This is a genomic window from Stenotrophomonas sp. S49, assembly GCF_016624905.1.
Taxonomy (GTDB): Bacteria; Pseudomonadota; Gammaproteobacteria; order Xanthomonadales; family Xanthomonadaceae; genus Stenotrophomonas.
Window position 1 is genome coordinate 1 of sequence record NZ_JACVUD010000089.1, and the last position, 17,660, is coordinate 17,660.

The following is a 17,660-nucleotide window of genomic DNA, read 5'->3' on the forward strand; positions in this document are numbered from 1 at the left end:
GAACGTCGCGGTTGGGTCGGCACGCCGGGCATGGCCCGGCGCTACCGCAATGTCTGTCGCAACGCGGCACGCCGGGCATGGCCCGGCGTCACCTCAATTGTCCAGTTCCAGCACCATGCGCACCAGGCCTTCGGCGCCGTTGGGGTGCGGTACCGGCTTGAAGCCCAGCGAGGCGGCCAGCTGCTTCATCGGCTCGTTCTCGGCGGCCACATCGCCGTACAGGCGGTCCAGGTACTTGCCGCGGCCCCACTTCACCAGCTTGCGCATCAGCTGCCGGCCCAGGCCCTGGCCGATCAGGAAGCGGCTGATCAGGATCGCGTACTCGGCTTCACGGGTACCGGGAATGATCGAGGCGCGCGCCACCGCGCCCACCACGGCTTCGCCGGCCGGCAGCGATTCTGCCGCGACCAGGGTGATCTCGGTCTTGGGGTTGGGGTGGGTCAGACGCTGGGTGGTTTCCGGCGAAAGCTCGGTGACCGCCTGCAGGAAACGGTCGCGGATTTCTTCCGGCCCGAACAGGCTGAAGGCGGCCTGCAGCGGCGCGCCGTCTTCCGGGCGGATGGGGCGGATCAGCAGCTCGTGGCCGCTGGGAGCCTTGAAGATCTCATGCCAGGGCGGCATGCGGTTGCGAGTGGCCATACCGGGTGGTTCCTTGGTGGTCCATCGATTGTGGCATCACCGAGGCTGTGTTCCGTGAACAAAAGGCTCACGCACGTACAGCCTCGTGAAGATGGCAGATCGTCGCTTATTCGGCGGTCTTCAGCCAGTCCAGGCGGGTCGTGGCACCCGGTTCGCCCAGGTGCTGGCGCAGCGCCGGCAGGGCCGGGCCGACCACCCGGTCGAACTGCCAGGGGGCGTTGAGCACCAGCATGCCGCTGCCGTTGAGGCGCAGCGGGGAATCGTCCGGGCGCACCAGGAATTCGATGGTCAGGGCCGACTTCACCGGCAGGGCGGTGGCCTTGCGCAGGAAATGCAGGATGGTGCGGCGCTGCTTGATCGGGAACCAGACCGCGCAGGTGGCCTGCGGCCAGCGTGCCAGCGTTTCGGCCAGCGCGGCCAGGATCGCCTGGTACTCGGCATCCTGCGCCTCGTAGGGCGGGTCGATCAGCACCAGGCCGCGGCCGATCTTGCTGCCGTTGACCTTGGGCGGCAGCAGGGCACGCAGCTGGCCGTAGCCATCGCCGGGGTGCACGCCCACCCGGTTGTCATGGACGAACAGGGCCTTCAGCGAAGCGGCCTCGTCCTCCTGCAGTTCGCACACCGCCATGCGGTCCTGCGCGCGCATGGCCTGGGCGGTCAGCAGCGGCGAGCCGGGGTAGGTGATCATCGCCCCCACCGGGTTGTCGGCCTGCACCGCCTTCAGGTAGCGCTCCACCACTTCGGGCAGCTTGGGCTGGGCCATCAGGCGCATGACCCCGGATTCGGCTTCCAGGGTCTTGCGGCTTTCTTCGCTGGCCAGCAGGTAGCGGCCGGCGCCGCCGTGGGTGTCCAGCACGAAGAACGGGCTGTCCTTGCGCTTGAAGCTGTCGATCAGGGCCAACTGCACGATGTGCTTGAGGACATCGGCATGGTTGCCGGCATGGAAGGCGTGGCGATAGTTCATGGGCGGCAGTGTACGGGGCGGCGGCCGCAGCGGCTATGCTGCGCGCCATGACAGCGCCCGTTGCCCATGTGCTGGTGGTCGAAGACGAAGCCGCCATTGCCGAAACCGTGCTCTACGCCCTGCGCAGCGAAGGCTATGCGGCCAGCCACTGCCTGTTGGGCGGGGAAGCGCTGCAGCGCCTGCAGGACGGGGGCATCGACCTGCTGGTGCTGGACGTGGGCCTGCCCGACCTGGGCGGCTTCGAGGTCTGCCGGCGCCTGCGTGCGCTGCCCGGCGCGGTGGCGCAGCTGCCGGTGATCTTCCTGACCGCCCGCAACGACGAGCTGGACCGGGTGCTGGGCCTGGAACTGGGCGCGGACGATTACATGACCAAGCCGTTCTCGCCGCGCGAGCTGGTGGCGCGGGTACGGGCACGCCTGCGCCGGGTGCCAGCGCCCGTCATCGCCACCCCGGGCCCGGCTGAGGACGGCGGCTGGCGCGAAACCGGTGCCTTCGCGATCGATCGCGAGGGCCGGCGCATCCGTTTCCAGGGCCAGCCGCTGGAGCTGACCCGCTACGAATACGCCCTGCTGGACGCCTTGCTGCAGCGCCCCGGCGCCATCCTCAGCCGCGCCCAGCTGATGGACCGTGGCTGGGACAGCAGCGCCGACAGCGCCGACCGCACCGTCGACACCCACGTGAAGACCCTGCGCGCCAAGCTGCGCGCGGCCGGTGCCAGTGACGACCCGATCCGCACCCACCGTGGCGTGGGTTACGCCCTGCAGGTGTAGCCATGCGGCTGATGCTGAAACTGTTCCTGGGCTTCTTCCTGATCGTGGGCATCGCCGCGTTCTTCGTGATGCGCGTGTTCGTGAACGAAGTGAAGCCCGGCGTGCGCCAGGCGATGGAATCGACCCTGGTGGATGCGGCCAATGTGCTGGCCGAAATGGCCGCTGCCGACGTCAAGGCCGGCACCATCGGCAGCGGCAGCTTCACCCGCAACCTGGCCAAGGCGCGGCAGCGCGACCTGAAGGCCATGGTCTGGCGCTTTCCCAAGCGCGCGCTGGATTACCGGGTCACCATCACCGATGCCCGCGGCATCGTGATCTACGATTCGCTGGGGCGCGACGTGGGGCGCGACAATTCGCGCTGGAACGATGTCTACCGCACCCTGCGCGGTGAGTACGGCGCGCGGTCCAGCCCGGAGATTCCGGGCGAGGAAGGCAACACGGTGATGCACGTGGCCGCGCCGGTGTACGACCCGGCCGATGGCCAGACCCTGATCGGCGTGCTCAGCCTGGCCCAGCCCAACCGCAGCATTGATCCGTTCATCGCCGCCAGCCAGCGCGCCATCATCGAGCGCGGTGCGTGGCTGATCGGCCTGTCGGCGCTGGTCGGCATCCTGGTGACCGTGTGGCTGACCCGTGGCCTGGGCCAGCTCAGCCGCTACGCACGCGCGGTCACCAATGGCGAGCCGGTGCCGCCGCCACGGCGCCGCCGCGATGAGATCGGCGAACTGGGCCAGGCGCTGGAAACCATGCGCCGCAAGCTGGAAGGCAAGGCCTATGTTGAACAGTACGTGCAGTCGCTCACGCATGAAATGAAGAGCCCGCTGGCGGCGATCCGTGGCGCGGCCGAGCTGCTGCAGGAACCCATGCCCGATGCGGATCGCGCGCATTTCGCGCGCAGCATCGTCGACCAGCAGCAGCGGTTGACTGAAACCATCGACAAGCTGCTGGCGCTGGCCGAAGTGGAACAGCACGGCTGGCTGCAGACCCGTGCGCCGATCGAGGTGGCTGCCTTGCTGGATGAGGCCGCCGGCGCCGCACAGGTGGCCGCGCAGGCGTCAGGCGTACAGGTCGTGGCCCACGCCGCGGCAGGCCTGCGCGTACACGGCGACGGCTACCTGGTGCGCCAGGCCCTGCACAATCTGATCGACAACGCGGTGGCGTTCTCGCCGCCCGGTTCGGTGGTGGAATTGTCGGCACAGACCGAGGGCCAGGGCGTGCGCCTGCAGGTGGCCGACCGTGGCGCCGGTATTCCTGATTACGCGCGCGAACGCGTGTTCGAGCGCTTCTACTCGCTGGCCCGGCCCGGCAGTGGTCGCCGCAGTTCCGGATTGGGCCTGCCCTTCGTGCAGGAAGTGGCCCGTCTGCACGACGGCCGCGCTGCCCTGGCGGCACGCGACGGTGGCGGCACCCTGGCCGAACTGTGGTTGCCTGCAGGCAGCCCCGCCACGCGCCCCCGGCGCTGACTTCACACTCGCTTCAAATTCGCCACAAACCCTGCTCACCGGCGGCGTCCATCCTGCAGGCCTCTCCAACGAGGATGGACCATGAAATCCCTGAAGATGCTGCTGCGGTTCGCCATTGTGGGCGGCCTGATCCTGCTGCTGCTGATTCCCCTGATGATGATCCGCGGCGTCATCAACGAGCGCAGCGCATACCGCGATGAAGCCTATTCGCGCGTGGCCGAAAGCCGCGCCGGCACCCAGCGGCTGATCGGCCCGGTGCGGGTAGTGCCGTGGGTGGAGCGCCAGCAGGTGGAAGTGGTGGACGCGCAGGGCGTGAAGAAGACCGAGATGCAGACCACCGAAGGGCAGTGGCTGCAGGTGCCGACCACGCTGGAAGTGAACGGCGAACTGCTGCCCAGCCAGCGCTCGGTGGGGCTGTTCAAGGTGCCGGTGTACAGCTGGAATGGCCAGGTCAAGGCCAGCTTCGCCGCCGACGATTACCCGGTGAAGGCCGGCCGCAGCTACGGCCAGCCGTACGTGGCGCTGGGCGTGTCCGACGCGCGCGGTCTGGTGGGCACGCCGAACCTGCGCGTGGATGGCCAGCAGGTGCGCCTGCAGCCGGGTGTGGGTGCGGCCGATGTGCTGGGCCGTGGCCTGCATGCGCCGGTGGCCGGTTTTGCCGATGCCAGTGGCGGCACCCTGGCCGCCAGCAGCGTGGAACTGGAACTGCGCCTGGACGGCAGCCGTGCGCTGTCGGTGGTGCCGCTGGGCGACGACAACCAGATCGCCTTGCGCTCAAGCTGGCCGCACCCCTCGTTCACCGGTGCCTTCCTGCCCAACGAGCGCCGCGTCGATGGCCAGGGCTTCGATGCACGCTGGGCGGTATCGTCGCTGGCGTCCGATGCGCAGCACCAGTTGCGCAAGGGCGGCGATCTGGACGCACAGGCCGTGGCGGTTTCGCTGGTGGACCCGGTGGACAGCTACACCCAGGCCGATCGCGCGTCCAAGTATGGCGTGCTGTTCATCGTGCTCACCTTCGTCGGTTTCATTCTGTTCGAGCTGATCAAGGCGCTGCGCATCCACCCGCTGCAGTACCTGATGGTGGGTCTGGCGCTGGCGATCTTCTTCCTGCTGCTGATCAGCCTTTCCGAGCACATCGCATTCTGGCAGGCCTACCTGGTCTCGGCCGTGGCCTGCATCGGGCTGCAGGCGGTGTACCTGGCCAACGTGCTGGGGCACTGGAAGCGCGGGCTGGGCTTTGCGGCGATGCTGACGCTGCTGTACGGCGCGCTGTACGGGCTGCTGGTTTCGGAAAACAATGCGCTGCTGATGGGCTCGCTGCTGCTGTTCGCGATCCTGGCCGTGGCGATGTGGGTGACCCGCCGCGTGGACTGGTACGCGCTGGGCAGCGAGCTGAAGTAAGGAGCACACCATGGGCTGGCGCCAGGGATTGCGGCAACGGGCACAGCAGGGCATTCCCGCGCTGCTGGAAGTGGATGCACTGCTGCAGGCACATGGGGTGCTTGCGGCCCTGCCGGGGGCACGGATCGCCCCCGGCCTGGTCCGCTTCCAGCTGGCCGCGGTGACCTGCGAAGGATTGCAGCGCAAGGGGCTGGACTGGCTGGTCGGCGCGCGACAGGGACGCGGCGCGCTGGCCGGGCGGGTGCCGCGCTACCGGCCATGGAAGGCCGGCGCGGCGGCGCTGTCGGAGATCGGCATCGACGGCCTGCCGCCGGATTGGCCGGCGCATGCTGCGGTATACGGCTGCAGCAGCGTGGACCAGCGCCACTGGCTGTTGCTGCTGCCGGAGCGCGCGCAGCTGTGGCTGGGCTGGCGTGGCTAGCGGCAGGCACAATGCGCTGTCATCAGGAGAAGCAATGCCATGGACATCGTAAGTCTGAGCGAGACCCGCGACGGCTATGACATCGATACGACGGGCTGGGATGCCTACGTAGCGTTGATCGAAGCGCGGCTTCCGGCGCCGGTGAAAGCGTTCGTGGCGGCACCGTGGCGCTACGACTTCAACGATCCCCGCTGCCTGCATGACGCGCGGCTTGAACAGCTGGCGCTCAGCGAGGCAGAAGACGAGGGCGGTCGCCGCAATCAGGTCCTGATGGTGCTGCAGGGCGCATGGGGCGGGCGCATCGAACTGCGCTACGGGCAGGTGTCGCGGCTGCGGGTGGACAAGCACGGCGGGCCCTCGGAGGGATTCGGCGATCTGCTGCTGGAGGAGCTGGTGGCGATCGGCGCCGGCAGCTTCCGCCACGAACTGGTGTTCGTCGAGGGGACACTGCTGCTGGAGTTCGGCGATTTCCGCGAAACCCAGATCGATGTTCCGGTACCGGAAGCGACGGGCCCATGACCGATGGGACGGGGGGGCACCTGCCGCCACTGGCTAGACTCGAACGCTTGATGATCGAGCCGAAGGGCAGGGGTACGGCGTGTTGAAATGGGGTGTGCTGGCCGCAGCGCTGGTGATGGGCGGCAACGCAGGGGCGCAGCAGCGCGAACCGGTCGACCTGGACATGGTCAGCCGTATCCGCCAGGAGGCGTTCCACCGTTCGCAGGTGATGGATACCTTCAGTTATCTCACCGAGCGCATCGGACCGCGCTTGACCAATTCGCCGGCGATGGGCCGCGCCAATGCCTGGACCCGCGGCAAGTTCAGCGAATGGAAGCTGGACAACGTGCACGACGAAGCCTTCGATGACTTCGGCCGCGGCTGGGAGTTCACCTCGGCCAGCGTGGAAATGCTGGGCGACCGCGTGCAGCCGCTGCATGCCCTGCCCAAGGCGTGGACGCCGGGCACGAACGGGCCGGTGGAAGGCGAACTGCTGCAGGTGGAGATCAAGAAGCCGGAGGACATCGAGAAGTACCGCGGCAAGCTGCGCGGGAAGATCCTGCTGCTGGGCGAAGCGCGCGAGTACAAGCGCGGTACCGAGGCCGATTCGCACCGCCACGACGCCACATCGCTGGAAGGCCTGCAGGAATTCACCCTGCCCAAGGACGCCGCCGCCGAGCGGGCCAAGCGGGTGAAGGAATACAAGGAACGCCAGGAACTGGCGGCCAAGGTCAATGCGTTCTTCGTGGAAGAGGGCGCGCTGGCCTCGATCAGCATCAGCAGCTGGGACAACGGCATCATCCGCGTGGCCGGTGGCGGCTCGCGCAAGGCCGGCGAATCGGTGGGCATTCCCGAGCTGGCGATGATCGCCGAGCACTTCAATCCGCTGGTACGCGCGCTGGCGGCCAAGCAGAGCGTGCGCCTGCGCGTGGAGGTGGCCGCACGCTTCACCGACGAAGCCGACCAGCCCGGCTACAACACGCTGGCCGAGATCCGTGGCAGCAGCAAGGCCGATGAAGTGGTGATGATCGGCGCGCATCTGGATTCGTGGCACAGCGGCACCGGTGCGGCCGACAATGCCGCCGGCGTGGCGGTGATGATGGAGGCCATGCGCATCCTCAAGGCTACCGGCGCCAAGCCCAAGCGCACCATCCGGGTGGCGCTGTGGAGCGGCGAGGAACAGGGCCTGATCGGTTCGCAGGCCTACGTGGCCAAGCACTTCGGCCGCTTCCCCGAACCCACCGACGCAGCCCAGAAGGCATTGCCGGCCTCGCTGCGCGAGCCCACCGGCGCGCTGCAGAAGACCCGCGATTACAGCAAGTTCCAGGTGTACTTCAACATGGACAACGGTTCGGGCCGCTTCCGTGGCATCTACGCCCAGGAAAACCTGGCGGCCATGCCGATCTTCGAGGCCTGGCTGGCGCCGTTCCACGATGTGGGCGCCACCACCGTGGCCACCCGCAACACCGGCAGCACCGACCACATCAGCTTCGACCGCATCGGCCTGCCGGGCTTCCAGTTCATCCAGGACCGGCTGGACTACTTCACCAATGTCCACCACAGCCACCTGGACACCTGGGACCATGCCGAACCGGACGATCTGAAGCAGGCGGCGGCCATCGTGGCCTCGTTCGCCTACAACGCGGCGATGCGCGAGGCCTCGTTCCCGCGCAAGGCTGAACCGCAGCCCTGAGAAAGCGGGCAGGAGGGGCCGGACGCGTCCGCCTCTCCTTGCCCCTGCGGGGCTGGTGGTAAAATCGGCGGATTCCCGTTCCCCGAGCGCCCCATGATCTGCCGCACCCGCTTCGCCCCCAGCCCCACCGGTTACCTGCACATCGGCGGTGCCCGCACCGCGCTGTACTGCTGGCTGGAGGCCCGCCACCGTGGCGGCGAGTTCGTGCTGCGCATCGAAGACACCGACCGTGAACGCAGCACCCAGGGCGCGATCGACGCGATCCTGGAGGCGATGGACTGGCTGGGCCTGGACTACGACGTCGGCCCGATCTACCAGACCGACCGCGTGGCCCGTTACCTGGAAGTGGCCGAACAGCTGGTGGCCGACGGCAAGGCGTACTACGCCTACGAAACCCGCGAAGAGCTGGACGCCATGCGCGAGGCCGCCATGGCCAAGCAGGAAAAGCCGCGCTACAACGGCGCCGCGCGTGACCTGGGCCTGCCGCGCAAGGACGACCCGAACCGCGTCATCCGCTTCAAGAACCCGCTGGATGGCACGGTGGTGTTCGACGACCTGATCAAGGGCCGCATCGAGATCGCCAACAGCGAGCTGGATGACATGGTCATCTTCCGCCCGGACGGCTACCCCACCTACAACTTCGCGGTGGTGGTGGACGATTGGGACATGGGCATCAGCGAGGTCATCCGCGGCGACGACCACATCAACAACACCCCGCGCCAGATCAACCTGTACGAAGGCATCGGCGCGCCGGTGCCGAAGTTCGGCCACATGCCGATGATCCTGGACGAGCAGGGCGCCAAGCTGTCCAAGCGCACCGGTGCGGCCGACGTGATGCAGTACAAGGACGCCGGCTACCTGCCCGACGCCCTGCTGAGCTACCTGGCCCGCCTGGGCTGGTCGCATGGCGACCAGGAATTGTTCAGCCGCCAGGAGCTGATCGACCTGTTCGACGTGACCAACTGCAATTCCAAGGCCTCGCGCCTGGACATGGCCAAGCTGGGCTGGGTCAACCAGCACTTCCTGAAGACCGAAGAACCGACCAGTATCGTGCCGCACCTGGTCTACCAGCTGGAAAAGCTGGGCCTGGACGTGGCTGCCGGCCCGGCCCCGGTGGACGTGGTGATTGCCCTGCGCGAGCGCGTGCAGACCCTGAAGGAAATGGCCGAGAAGGCCGTGGTCTGGTACCAGCCGCTGACCGAGTACGACGAGGCGGCCGTGGCCAAGCACTTCAAGGCCGGCGCCGAACTGCCGCTGGGCAAGGCCCGCGAGCTGCTGGCCGCGCTGCCGGAATGGACCGCCGAGGCCGTGGGCGTGGCCCTGCACGATGCCGCCGCCGCGCTGGAAATCGGCATGGGCAAGGTCGCCCAGCCGCTGCGCGTGGCCATCACCGGCACCCAGGTCAGCCCTGACATTTCCCATACCGTGTACCTGGCCGGCCGCGAGCAGGCCTTGAAACGCATCGATGTGGCCATTACCAAGGTAGCAACGGCCTGAGCCTTGCGGCCCAGCCCCGAACCGGAGAACGCGCATGCCCGCCAAACCTGCTTCTGCCTGTACCGCCCCGCACCACCACGTCCACGACGCATCGGATTTCGTGGCGGTGGTCGAGCGTGTCTCGCGCGAGCGCGGGCTGCGCCTGACCCCGATCCGCGCCAACGTGCTGAAGCTGATTGCCGAGGCCGGCAAGCCGGTGAAGGCCTACGAGCTGCTGGAATGGGTGCGCAGCGGCAAGGGCGTGGGCGCCGACGCCCCGCCCACCGTGTACCGCGCGCTGGATTTCCTGATGGCCAATGGCTTCGTGCACAAGCTGGAATCGGTGAATGCCTTCGTGGCCTGCCACCATCCCAGCAGCGCGGCGCACTCGGTGCCCTTCCTGATCTGCAACAGCTGCCACAGCGCGGTGGAACTGGAAGACCGCGAAATCGTCACCCAGCTGGAAAAGCGCGCCAAGGAGCTGGGCTTCCAGCCGCAGGCGCAGACACTGGAAGTGCACGGCCTCTGCGCGCGCTGCGCCGGCTGACAGCCACGGGGGGTAGAGTCGACCGTTGGTCGACTATCGCGCGAAGCGCATGACGACCGGGGTCGGATCCCTTTGCCCCAGGCAAGGGCTCTGACCCCCTCTCACAGACGCTGCCGCAGCCGCTTCAACGCCACCTTGCGCGCAGCAACCATCGCTTCCTCCTCCAGCGCCAGCGACTGCAGCCACGCCATCGCTTCCGCCACCGGCGCACCGCGCGCGGCATACAGCGCCAGGCTGCGGCCCTGTTCCGTCGGCGCCTGTTTCCACGCGCGTTGAACCAAGCGCAACAGCGCCTGCTGCGTGGCCATCGGCACCACGACGCCCTTGTCGAACGACAGCAGCGAATTCAGCGCAGCCAGCGCCCGCGACGGCGCCGACAGCGGATCGTCCTGGCTGAAATCCGCCTGTTCGCAGAAAGCCAACAGCGCCGCCACGGACGCCTCGCTGCGCACATCCTGCAGCACCCCGATTGCATAGGTCGCCAGATGCGGGCTGTCCAGCAGTGGCTGCAGCCCCGCCACGCCACCGTGGCCGAACGCCGCACACGCCTGCGCCCACGGCGCCATCGGCGCGAAGTGCGTGCCATCGGCGTTGTACTGGAACTCCTCGCGCCAGCGGTACAGTGCACACAGACGCTCGATCTCGGCCGCGCCTTCTGCACCGTGTTCCAGTACGAAGCGGATCAGATCCTCCACTTCCACGTTGCCGCCATGTTCCAGCGGCGCAGGGCCCTTGGCCGCTTTTTTGGCCAGTGCGTTGAATTTCATGATGAGTGATCGTTCAATGCCGCCGCGCGCTGCGCCGGCTGAGGGCGGGGTAGAGTCGACCGTTGGTCGACTATCGCGCGAAGCGCGGCGTTTTCTCGGCTTGAAGAGCAGTCGACTGACGGTGGACTCTACCGGTCCGTTCCCGTTCCGTATCCCGGTGCCGGTGTCGCCGCAGGCGCAGGCTCCGCCGCCGTATCCACCCGCGCGATCACCGACATCCCCGGCCGCAGCCGCGCCGCCAGCTCCTGCCCCGGATCAATCGAAATCCGGATCGGCAGCCGCTGCACCACCTTGGTGAAGTTGCCGCTGGCATTGTCCGGCCGCAGCACGCTGAATTCCGAACCGGTGGCCGGCGCGATCTGTTCCACATGGCCGTGCAGCACCTGGCCCTGGAAGGCATCCACGGTAAACGTGACCGGCTGGCCGATGCGCATCTGCCAGGTCTGGCCTTCCTTGTAGTTGGCCACCACCCACAGCGCGTCGGGCACCAGGAACAGCAGCTGCGAACCGGCCGCCACGTACTGGCCCACGCGCACGCTGGCCTCGCTGATCTGGCCATCGCGCGGGGCATGGATGACTGTGTTGGCCAGGTCGATGCGCGCCAGTTCCAGCTGCGCCTGCGCGCTTTCCACCTGCGCTTCAAGGCCCTTGCGTGCCACCTGGGTGGATACCAGGGTTTCCTCGGCAATGCGGATCTGTGCCTGCGACTGCTGCACGCTGGCCTGCGCCGAGGCCTGGGTGGTGCGGAACTTGTCGCGGTCATTGATCGACACCAGTTGCTGCGCGGCCAGTTCCTCGTAGCGCTTCAGCTCATTGCGCGAGCGCTGCAGCTCCGATTGCCCGGCGGCCAGGGTGGCGCGCGCCGAGCCGATCTGCGCACGGTTCTGCGCCTGCGACTGGTCCGAATTGGCCAGCGCGGCACGCGCACTGTCCAGCGTCGCCTCGGCCTGCGCCACTTTCTGCGCGTAGATGCGATCGTCGATGCGCAGCAGCGGCTCGCCCTGTTTCACGTGCTGGAAGTCCTTCGCCAGCACCTCGGTCACATAGCCGTTCACCTGCGGCGCCAGCACCGTGATCTGCCCGCGCACATAGGCGTTGTCGGTCACCATCACGCTGCTGGTGAACGGCCACAGGTGCCAGGCGCGCAGGATCAAGGCGATGCCCAGCAGCGCCACCACGATCATCACCACCACGCTGCGCGCGCTGGGCCGCAGGTATTTCGGTGCGGCGGGCGCGGCAGGTGCTGCCGGTGCCGAAGCGGCATCGGTGGGCGGCGGCGGGGTCACGTTGTCGGCGCTGTCAGCGTCGTCGGGGCGGGGCGGAACGGGAGACATGGCAAAGGTACTCAGGGCGGCGCTGCGGCAGCCGCAGCGGTGGCAACGGGGTGGCGCTTGCGCCATTGCTTCAGCACGGCTGTGCGCAGCGACAACAGCAGCAGCCAGGCCAGGAAGCCGATGGCCAGCCAGCCACTGAGGGTGAACACATCGTTGAAGCCGCGCACGTTGGCTTCGCGCCGCGTGGTCTGTGCCAGCTGTGCGCTGCCCTGCGCGCTGCGAAGCACCGGGTCGGTGATCTGCGCCGCATACACCTGCTGCTGGATGCGCAGGCGCTGCGCCACCACCGGATCGGCAGGATCGAGCTGGCTGGTCAACGCGCTGGAATACAGTTGTTCGCGGTGCAGCTGGAAGGTGCCCAGCACGGCCGAACCGGCCAGGCCGCCCAGGGTCTGGGTGATCGACAGGGTGACCAGGAAGGTGATCATGTGGTCCACACCCTGCTTCAGCGCAGCGGAGATGCCGAGCATGATCAGCGGGCCCATGAACATGCCCGCGCCCACCGAAGCGAGGAACTGGCTGACGTAGAAATCATGCGGGCGGTCCAGGCTGGTGCGGTGCTGGTCCAACACCGCGGCCGTGCCCAGCAGCAGGATGGCCATCAGCAGCTGGGCGATCAGCCGCTTCGGCCCGAAGGTGAGCGAGGCCCCGGCGATGCCGGTGATCACCCCGGCCAGGATCACGCCGAACAGCGGCCGCATCTGGTCCGGGCCCATGCCCAGCGTGCGCATCAGGCTCACCACACCGTAGGACTGTTCGGTGGTGAGGAAGCGGATCAGGAACGCGCCGACGATGAAGTGCAGCACCGGCAGGGTGGACAGCCAGCGGATCTGCAGCAGCGGGTTGCGCCGGTAGTGTTCGATCACCAGTGCGGTGGTGCTCAGCGCGATCGACGCCACCAGCGCCCAGCCCAGCCACGCGGTGTCCAGCCACCAGCGCGTATAGCCCTGCGCCAGTACCACCACCAGCAGTGCCACGGCCGGCGCCAGCAGGGCGAAAGTGAGGAAGTCCAGCGGCTCGAACGCCTTGATCTGCACGCCCGGCGGCAGCTTCAGCAGCACCACCGCGGCGAAAGCGCACAGCGCCAGGCCGGCTTCGAAGGAATACAGCTGGTGCCACTGGCCGGTATCGACCAGGGTGGGCGAAACGATCCAGGCGATCGGTACCGCCAGCTGTGACAGACCCACGCCGACCACCAGCAGGTTGCCGGTGAAGCGGCGGGGCAGGGCCTGCAGCATGTACAGCGTGCCCAGGGTGGAACAGGCGGCGCCGGCGAAACCACTGGCGGCGCGGGTGAGCAGGGTGGTCTCAAAGCTGCCCACGAACAGATGCAGCACCGCCAGCGCCGCATACAGGCCCAGGCCGATTTCGGCGAACAGGCGGATGCCGTACTGCTGGCGGAACTTGAAGGCCAGCAGGTTGGCGGTCACGTTCACCATGGCGTAGGCGGCCACCAGCCAACTGCCTTGGGTAGGCGTAAGCGCCAGCTGGCCCTGCAGGAACGGCAGGTTGGCGGTCACCAGCGCATTGCCCAGACCACCGGTGATCGCCACCAGCAGCGACACCAGCGCGTAGGCCGCCCGCCGCTGCGGCGGGTGCCAGGGCATCGAGGCCGAGCCCGGCATGGTCGGCTTCTCGTGTTCCTCCCAATCCGGAATCGGTTTGAGATACGGCTGCACCATCAGCGGTCTCCGCTGGCTGCTCCCTGAAGGCCCCCGCGCAGCAGCTGCAGGGCGCGCCCGGCCAACTGCGCGCGTTCTTCGCGGGTCTTGCCGCGCAGGGCTGCGCCCAGCATGCCCGAGATCAGTGAAATATCCGTCTTCTCCAGATCCGGGCGGCACAGGCCGGCGGCCTTGGCACGCGCGATCGGCGCTTCCAGAAGGTCGCGCACGGTCTCGCGGGCGATGCGCATGGCCGCCACGTCCGAATCCACCGCGCGCCAGTAGTCGGCCAGCGCCGGCGAATCGATGATGCGCTGGGCCATGCCTTCGAACACTTCGAACAGGGCGTCATCGCGGTCGCCCAGTTGTTCCACCTGGCGGCGGATGCGGTCCACCGTGCGCTGCAGCAGGGCCTGGATCAGGGCGGTGCGATCGGGGAAGTTGCGGTACAGGGTGGCGCGGCCCACCTGGGCGCGTTCGACCACCAGGTCCAGCGGCGCGGTTACGCCGTGTTGGCCGAACACATGGTCGGCGGCATCCAGGATCAGGGCCCGGCGGGCGGCAACATCAGCGCGTTGTGCGGTCATGGCTTCATTTTCGGACACTATTGTCCGGTTGGAGGGGCGTTCAGTGACGGGATTGTCCGTTTGTTGCTCTACGCACATCTTTGTGAGGATGGCGTGAAGGATCGCGCGCCATGGAAAAGGGGCCCGAAGGCCCCTTGAATGCTTGCCGCGTTGGAGCGGGGTCAGAGCCCTTTCCTGCGGAAAGGGATCCGACCCCGCGGTCAGTAGATCCACGCCAAGCGTGGATGGCCGGTCAGAAGTACGCGCGGATGCCGAACGCGACACCACGGCCCGGCAGCGGCGAGTAATCCCGCAGCAGCGAGGTGTGCGGGCGCACTTCGCGGTTGGTCAGGTTGCTGCCGTCCAGGAACAGCTCGTAGCTGTTGCTGTCGTTGCGGTCCCAGCGGTAGGCGAAGTGCGCATCGACCAGGGTGTAGCCGTCGCTCGGTTCCTCGTTCTGCGCCACGTCCTTCTGCCGGCTGTAGCGCACCGCGCCCACCGACGCGCGCCACCCGTCCTTGGCCCAGCGCAGGTCCGCGCCCACGCGTGCCGGGGCGATGCGCGGCAGGTAACCGGTGTTGGCCAATTCCACGGTGTAGTTGTGGTTGTGGTCGCCGTGGGGCACCGCCAGCGCCAGGTTGCGGCTGCCGCTGCCGTCCAGCTTGGCCTGCACGTAATCACCGAACACGCGCAGGTCCCAATCGCCGGCGCCGCCTTCGAACAGGTGCACCAGTGCTTCGGCCTCGGCGCCCTTGAACACCGCGTCCTGCTGGGTCCAGGCGCGCACCGGCAGGCTTTCGGTCACGCCGGTGTCGGCCAGGTAGATGAAGTCCTTGAACCGGGTCTGGTAGATCGCGGCAGAGAAGTCCAGGCGCTCGCTGTGGGTGTGGATGCCCAGCTCCACGCGCTGGCCGCGCTCGGTCTTCAGGTTGGCATCGCCGATTTCCAGCGAACGGGTGGCGATGTGCGCGCCAGCCGCATACAGCTCTTCATTGGTCGGCGCACGCTCGGAACTGTCCACGCCGATGCGCAGGTCCACCGCATCGTTGAGCTTCCAGATGCCGGCCGCGGACAGGTTGGTGGCATCGAACGAGCGGCGGCGGTAGTCACCGGTCGGGTCAAGCTTCACATGGTCATGGCGGCCCCCCAGTTCCAGCTTGAACGAGCCGAACTGCTTTTCCTGCAGCACGAACAGGCCGACGTTCTTGGTGTTGGTGTCGGGCACGAAGGCTTCTTCGCCGCGTGCGCCGAAATCGCTGTTGCCGAACTGCAGGCCGAAGGCACCGTCCCAGCCGCCGATCTGCTGCTGCACCGCTTCCAGGCGGGTTTCAATGCCACGGTTGGTGAAACGGGTGGACGGCGTGCCGGCTTCCAGCTCCACGTGTTCGTAATCGGTGTAGGCCACGCGCGCGTTGACGTTCTTCAGGAACGACACCGGGTTGTAGATGCCCGCCTTGGTTTCAAAGCGGTTCTGCACCATGTCGATGCGCACGTCGTGCTCGTCACCTTCTTCCTCTTCGCCATGGTCGTGGTCGTGATCATGGTCGTGGTCATCGCCCTCGGCATGCACGTGGGCGCCGTTGGGAATGCCGTAGTTGGTGCGGTAGGTGCTGGCAGATACGCCGAAGTAGCCGCCTTCGCCCAGCCAGGTCGCACCCACGCCGCCGGCGCGGGTACGGATGGAACTGTTGTCCAGACGACCGCGGCGCGGCTCTTCGCCTTCTTCGCCAGCGTGGTCGTGGTCGTCGTGATGGTCTTCCAGGCTGTCGATCACCGCATAGCCGGGAATGCGGTAGTCATCGCCGTTGCGCACCAGGCCGTCGACATGCAGCACCACGTTGCCGCTCACGCCGTCCAGGCGGAACATGCCACTGCGTTCGTCATTGACCGAGTTGCCGCGCAGTTCGGCGCGACCGCTGAGCGGGCGGTCCGGCAGATCGCGGGCAATGCGGCCATCAACCACGTTCACCGCGCCGCCGATCGCGCCGCTGCCGAACAGCAGGGTGGCCGGGCCCTTCAGCACTTCGATCTGGTCGGCCAGGAACGGTTCGATGCTGGTGGCATGGTCGGCGCTGACGGTGGAGGCATCCATGTTGCCCATGCCGTTGGACAGCACGGCCACGCGCGGGCCTTCCTGGCCGCGGATGATCGGGCGGCCGACGCCGGGGCCGAAGAACGTGCTCTGCACGCCGGGCAGCTTGGCCACGGTGTCGCCCAGGGTGCCGGCCTTCTGTTCGTCCAGCCGTTCGCCGGTCAGCACGTCCACCGGGCGCGCCAGCGACTCGGCATCGCCCTGCAGCGGCGAGGCAGTGACCTGCACCGAAGAGAGCTCGGTCAGGTGGCGGTCACGTTGGCCAGCATCGTCGCCGGCGGCGAACGCAGCCGACGGCAGCAGGGCGGCGAGGGCCAGGGCCAGGGAATGCGGCTTCAACCGCGGGAAATGAGCAGACATCGGCGAGTCCTTTGTTACTTTGTATCAATAGGGTGGCGCACGTATCCCGTCGGAGGACAGGGGGAGGGAAACCGTGCGGGGCAGGAGTGAATGTTATATTATTCCATAACGATTCGCCGACCCTGCTGGAAGTCATGTCCCTGTCCTCCTCGTTCCGCCGCCTGCTCGATCGCTTCGGTGCCACCGGTTCGATGCTGTGCGCCGTGCACTGCGCGGTCATTCCGGTGCTGCTTGCGATCGCGCCTTCGCTGGGCTTGTCGTTCTGGCTGAGCGACGGGGTGGAGATGGCGCTGGTGGTGTTCGTGACGCTGCTGGGGCTGTTCAGCCTGGTCATGGGCTACCGCCGCCACGGCGCCCTGCGCGCGCTGGGCTTCCTGATTCCCGGCCTGGTGGCACTGTGGGCGGGCGTGCTGTACGACCCGCTGCACCACAATGCGGTGCCGCATGCAGTGGTGATGACCCTCGGCGGCCTGCTGGTGGGCGTGGCGCACCTGGTGAACCTGCGCCTGAACCACGGCCATGTCCACGACGCCAGCTGCGCGCACTAGGCGCGTCGTGATAGGCTTTCTGATCGTGCGCGGGGGCGCCCAGCAAGGCGGCCCCGCCGAACCCGTGTCAGTACGGGGTAACCAGATTTCACACTTGAGGAGTTGAAGACATGGGTAAGGGTGACCGCAAGACCGCCAAGGGCAAGCGCTACAACGCCAGCTACGGCAACGCCCGTTCGCACACCGCGAGCAAGGTCGCTGTAGGCGCCGCCGCCCCGGTTGCCAAGAAGACCGTGGCCAAGGCTCCGGCCAAGAAGGCTGTGGCGAAGAAGGCAGCTGCCAAGGCCTGATCCGGCCGGCGGTTGCTTGAAAAAAACGCGGCGCCTGGCGCCGCGTTTTTTTTTGCCCGATGTTGCTGCCGCTGCGCTCGCCGGGCATGGCCCGGAGCTACCCGGGGTGGGCACGGTAGCGGCGGGGCCGGCCCGGCGGGGGGGGGGGGGGGGGGGGGTTGGGGCGGGGC

At 67.7% G+C, this 17,660-nt stretch carries 17 protein-coding genes; 10 read left to right on the plus strand and 7 right to left on the minus strand.

Translation table 11 applies throughout. The annotated features are described in order from the left end of the window. Positions 1–93: 93 nt before the first annotated feature. Both IAE58_RS16340 and rlmJ read right to left on the minus strand, forming a co-directional pair. Entirely contained in the window at positions 94–639 is a 546-nt protein-coding gene (locus IAE58_RS16340) for a GNAT family N-acetyltransferase (protein ID WP_019659177.1), read from the minus strand. 106 nt (positions 640–745) lie between these two features. Continuing rightward, on the minus strand, positions 746–1,603 hold the full coding sequence (gene rlmJ, locus IAE58_RS16345; protein ID WP_199934239.1) for a 23S rRNA (adenine(2030)-N(6))-methyltransferase RlmJ: 858 nt from the start codon (positions 1,601–1,603) through the stop codon (positions 746–748). A 35-nt stretch (positions 1,604–1,638) separates the two neighbouring features. On the opposite strand from rlmJ, the gene creB reads away from it, so the two are divergent. From creB to IAE58_RS16385, 8 genes are all read left to right on the plus strand, one after another. Next, complete coding sequence (creB, locus tag IAE58_RS16350) at positions 1,639–2,373, plus strand: two-component system response regulator CreB (RefSeq protein ID WP_108752544.1); 735 nt, start codon at positions 1,639–1,641, stop codon at positions 2,371–2,373. 2 nt (positions 2,374–2,375) lie between these two features. Next, on the plus strand, positions 2,376–3,836 hold the full coding sequence (gene creC, locus IAE58_RS16355; RefSeq protein ID WP_164274544.1) for a two-component system sensor histidine kinase CreC: 1,461 nt from the start codon (positions 2,376–2,378) through the stop codon (positions 3,834–3,836). A gap of 81 nt (positions 3,837–3,917) precedes the next feature. Further along, positions 3,918–5,237: a cell envelope integrity protein CreD gene (gene creD / locus IAE58_RS16360; protein ID WP_199934240.1), complete on the plus strand. Its 1,320-nt coding sequence runs from the start codon at positions 3,918–3,920 to the stop codon at positions 5,235–5,237. A 10-nt stretch (positions 5,238–5,247) separates the two neighbouring features. Continuing rightward, positions 5,248–5,658, plus strand: coding sequence for a hypothetical protein (locus IAE58_RS16365; RefSeq protein ID WP_199934241.1), 411 nt, complete (start codon positions 5,248–5,250; stop codon positions 5,656–5,658). 39 nt (positions 5,659–5,697) lie between these two features. Further along, complete coding sequence (locus IAE58_RS16370) at positions 5,698–6,177, plus strand: hypothetical protein (protein ID WP_199934242.1); 480 nt, start codon at positions 5,698–5,700, stop codon at positions 6,175–6,177. Positions 6,178–6,256: 79 nt separating this feature from the next. Continuing rightward, positions 6,257–7,849 carry a M20/M25/M40 family metallo-hydrolase gene (locus tag IAE58_RS16375; RefSeq protein WP_199934243.1) on the plus strand — a complete coding sequence of 531 codons (1,593 nt, stop codon included), beginning with the start codon at positions 6,257–6,259 and terminating at the stop codon, positions 7,847–7,849. A 93-nt stretch (positions 7,850–7,942) separates the two neighbouring features. Further along, the gene (gltX, locus tag IAE58_RS16380; RefSeq protein ID WP_199934244.1) at positions 7,943–9,346 is read left to right on the plus strand and encodes a glutamate--tRNA ligase; all 1,404 of its coding nucleotides are present in this window, start codon (positions 7,943–7,945) and stop codon (positions 9,344–9,346) included. A gap of 34 nt (positions 9,347–9,380) precedes the next feature. Continuing rightward, positions 9,381–9,872 (plus strand): Fur family transcriptional regulator, encoded by a 492-nt coding sequence (locus IAE58_RS16385; RefSeq protein ID WP_108749015.1) that lies wholly within the window; start codon positions 9,381–9,383, stop codon positions 9,870–9,872. A gap of 101 nt (positions 9,873–9,973) precedes the next feature. Here the strand turns inward: IAE58_RS16385 and IAE58_RS16390 are convergent, their stop codons facing one another. From IAE58_RS16390 to IAE58_RS16410, 5 genes are all read right to left on the minus strand, one after another. Further along, positions 9,974–10,639, minus strand: coding sequence for a hypothetical protein (locus IAE58_RS16390; RefSeq protein WP_199934245.1), 666 nt, complete (start codon positions 10,637–10,639; stop codon positions 9,974–9,976). Between the two features lie 128 nt (positions 10,640–10,767). Next, positions 10,768–11,973 carry an HlyD family secretion protein gene (locus tag IAE58_RS16395; RefSeq protein WP_199934246.1) on the minus strand — a complete coding sequence of 402 codons (1,206 nt, stop codon included), beginning with the start codon at positions 11,971–11,973 and terminating at the stop codon, positions 10,768–10,770. Positions 11,974–11,984: 11 nt separating this feature from the next. Beyond that, positions 11,985–13,655, minus strand: a complete 1,671-nt coding sequence (locus IAE58_RS16400; protein ID WP_199934247.1) for an MFS transporter — start codon at positions 13,653–13,655, stop codon at positions 11,985–11,987. Beyond that, on the minus strand, positions 13,655–14,221 hold the full coding sequence (locus tag IAE58_RS16405) for a TetR/AcrR family transcriptional regulator (protein ID WP_199934248.1): 567 nt from the start codon (positions 14,219–14,221) through the stop codon (positions 13,655–13,657). The genes IAE58_RS16400 and IAE58_RS16405 overlap by 1 nt, the downstream gene beginning before the upstream one ends. A 232-nt stretch (positions 14,222–14,453) precedes the next feature. Further along, the gene (locus IAE58_RS16410) at positions 14,454–16,652 is read right to left on the minus strand and encodes a TonB-dependent receptor (RefSeq protein WP_199934249.1); all 2,199 of its coding nucleotides are present in this window, start codon (positions 16,650–16,652) and stop codon (positions 14,454–14,456) included. Between the two features lie 134 nt (positions 16,653–16,786). Here IAE58_RS16410 and IAE58_RS16415 point away from each other — a divergent pair, with 134 nt between their 5' ends. Beyond that, complete coding sequence (locus tag IAE58_RS16415) at positions 16,787–17,200, plus strand: MerC domain-containing protein (RefSeq protein ID WP_108752556.1); 414 nt, start codon at positions 16,787–16,789, stop codon at positions 17,198–17,200. Between the two features lie 110 nt (positions 17,201–17,310). Then, the gene (locus IAE58_RS16420; RefSeq protein WP_108749022.1) at positions 17,311–17,490 is read left to right on the plus strand and encodes a 30S ribosomal protein THX; all 180 of its coding nucleotides are present in this window, start codon (positions 17,311–17,313) and stop codon (positions 17,488–17,490) included. Positions 17,491–17,660: the final 170 nt, after the last annotated feature.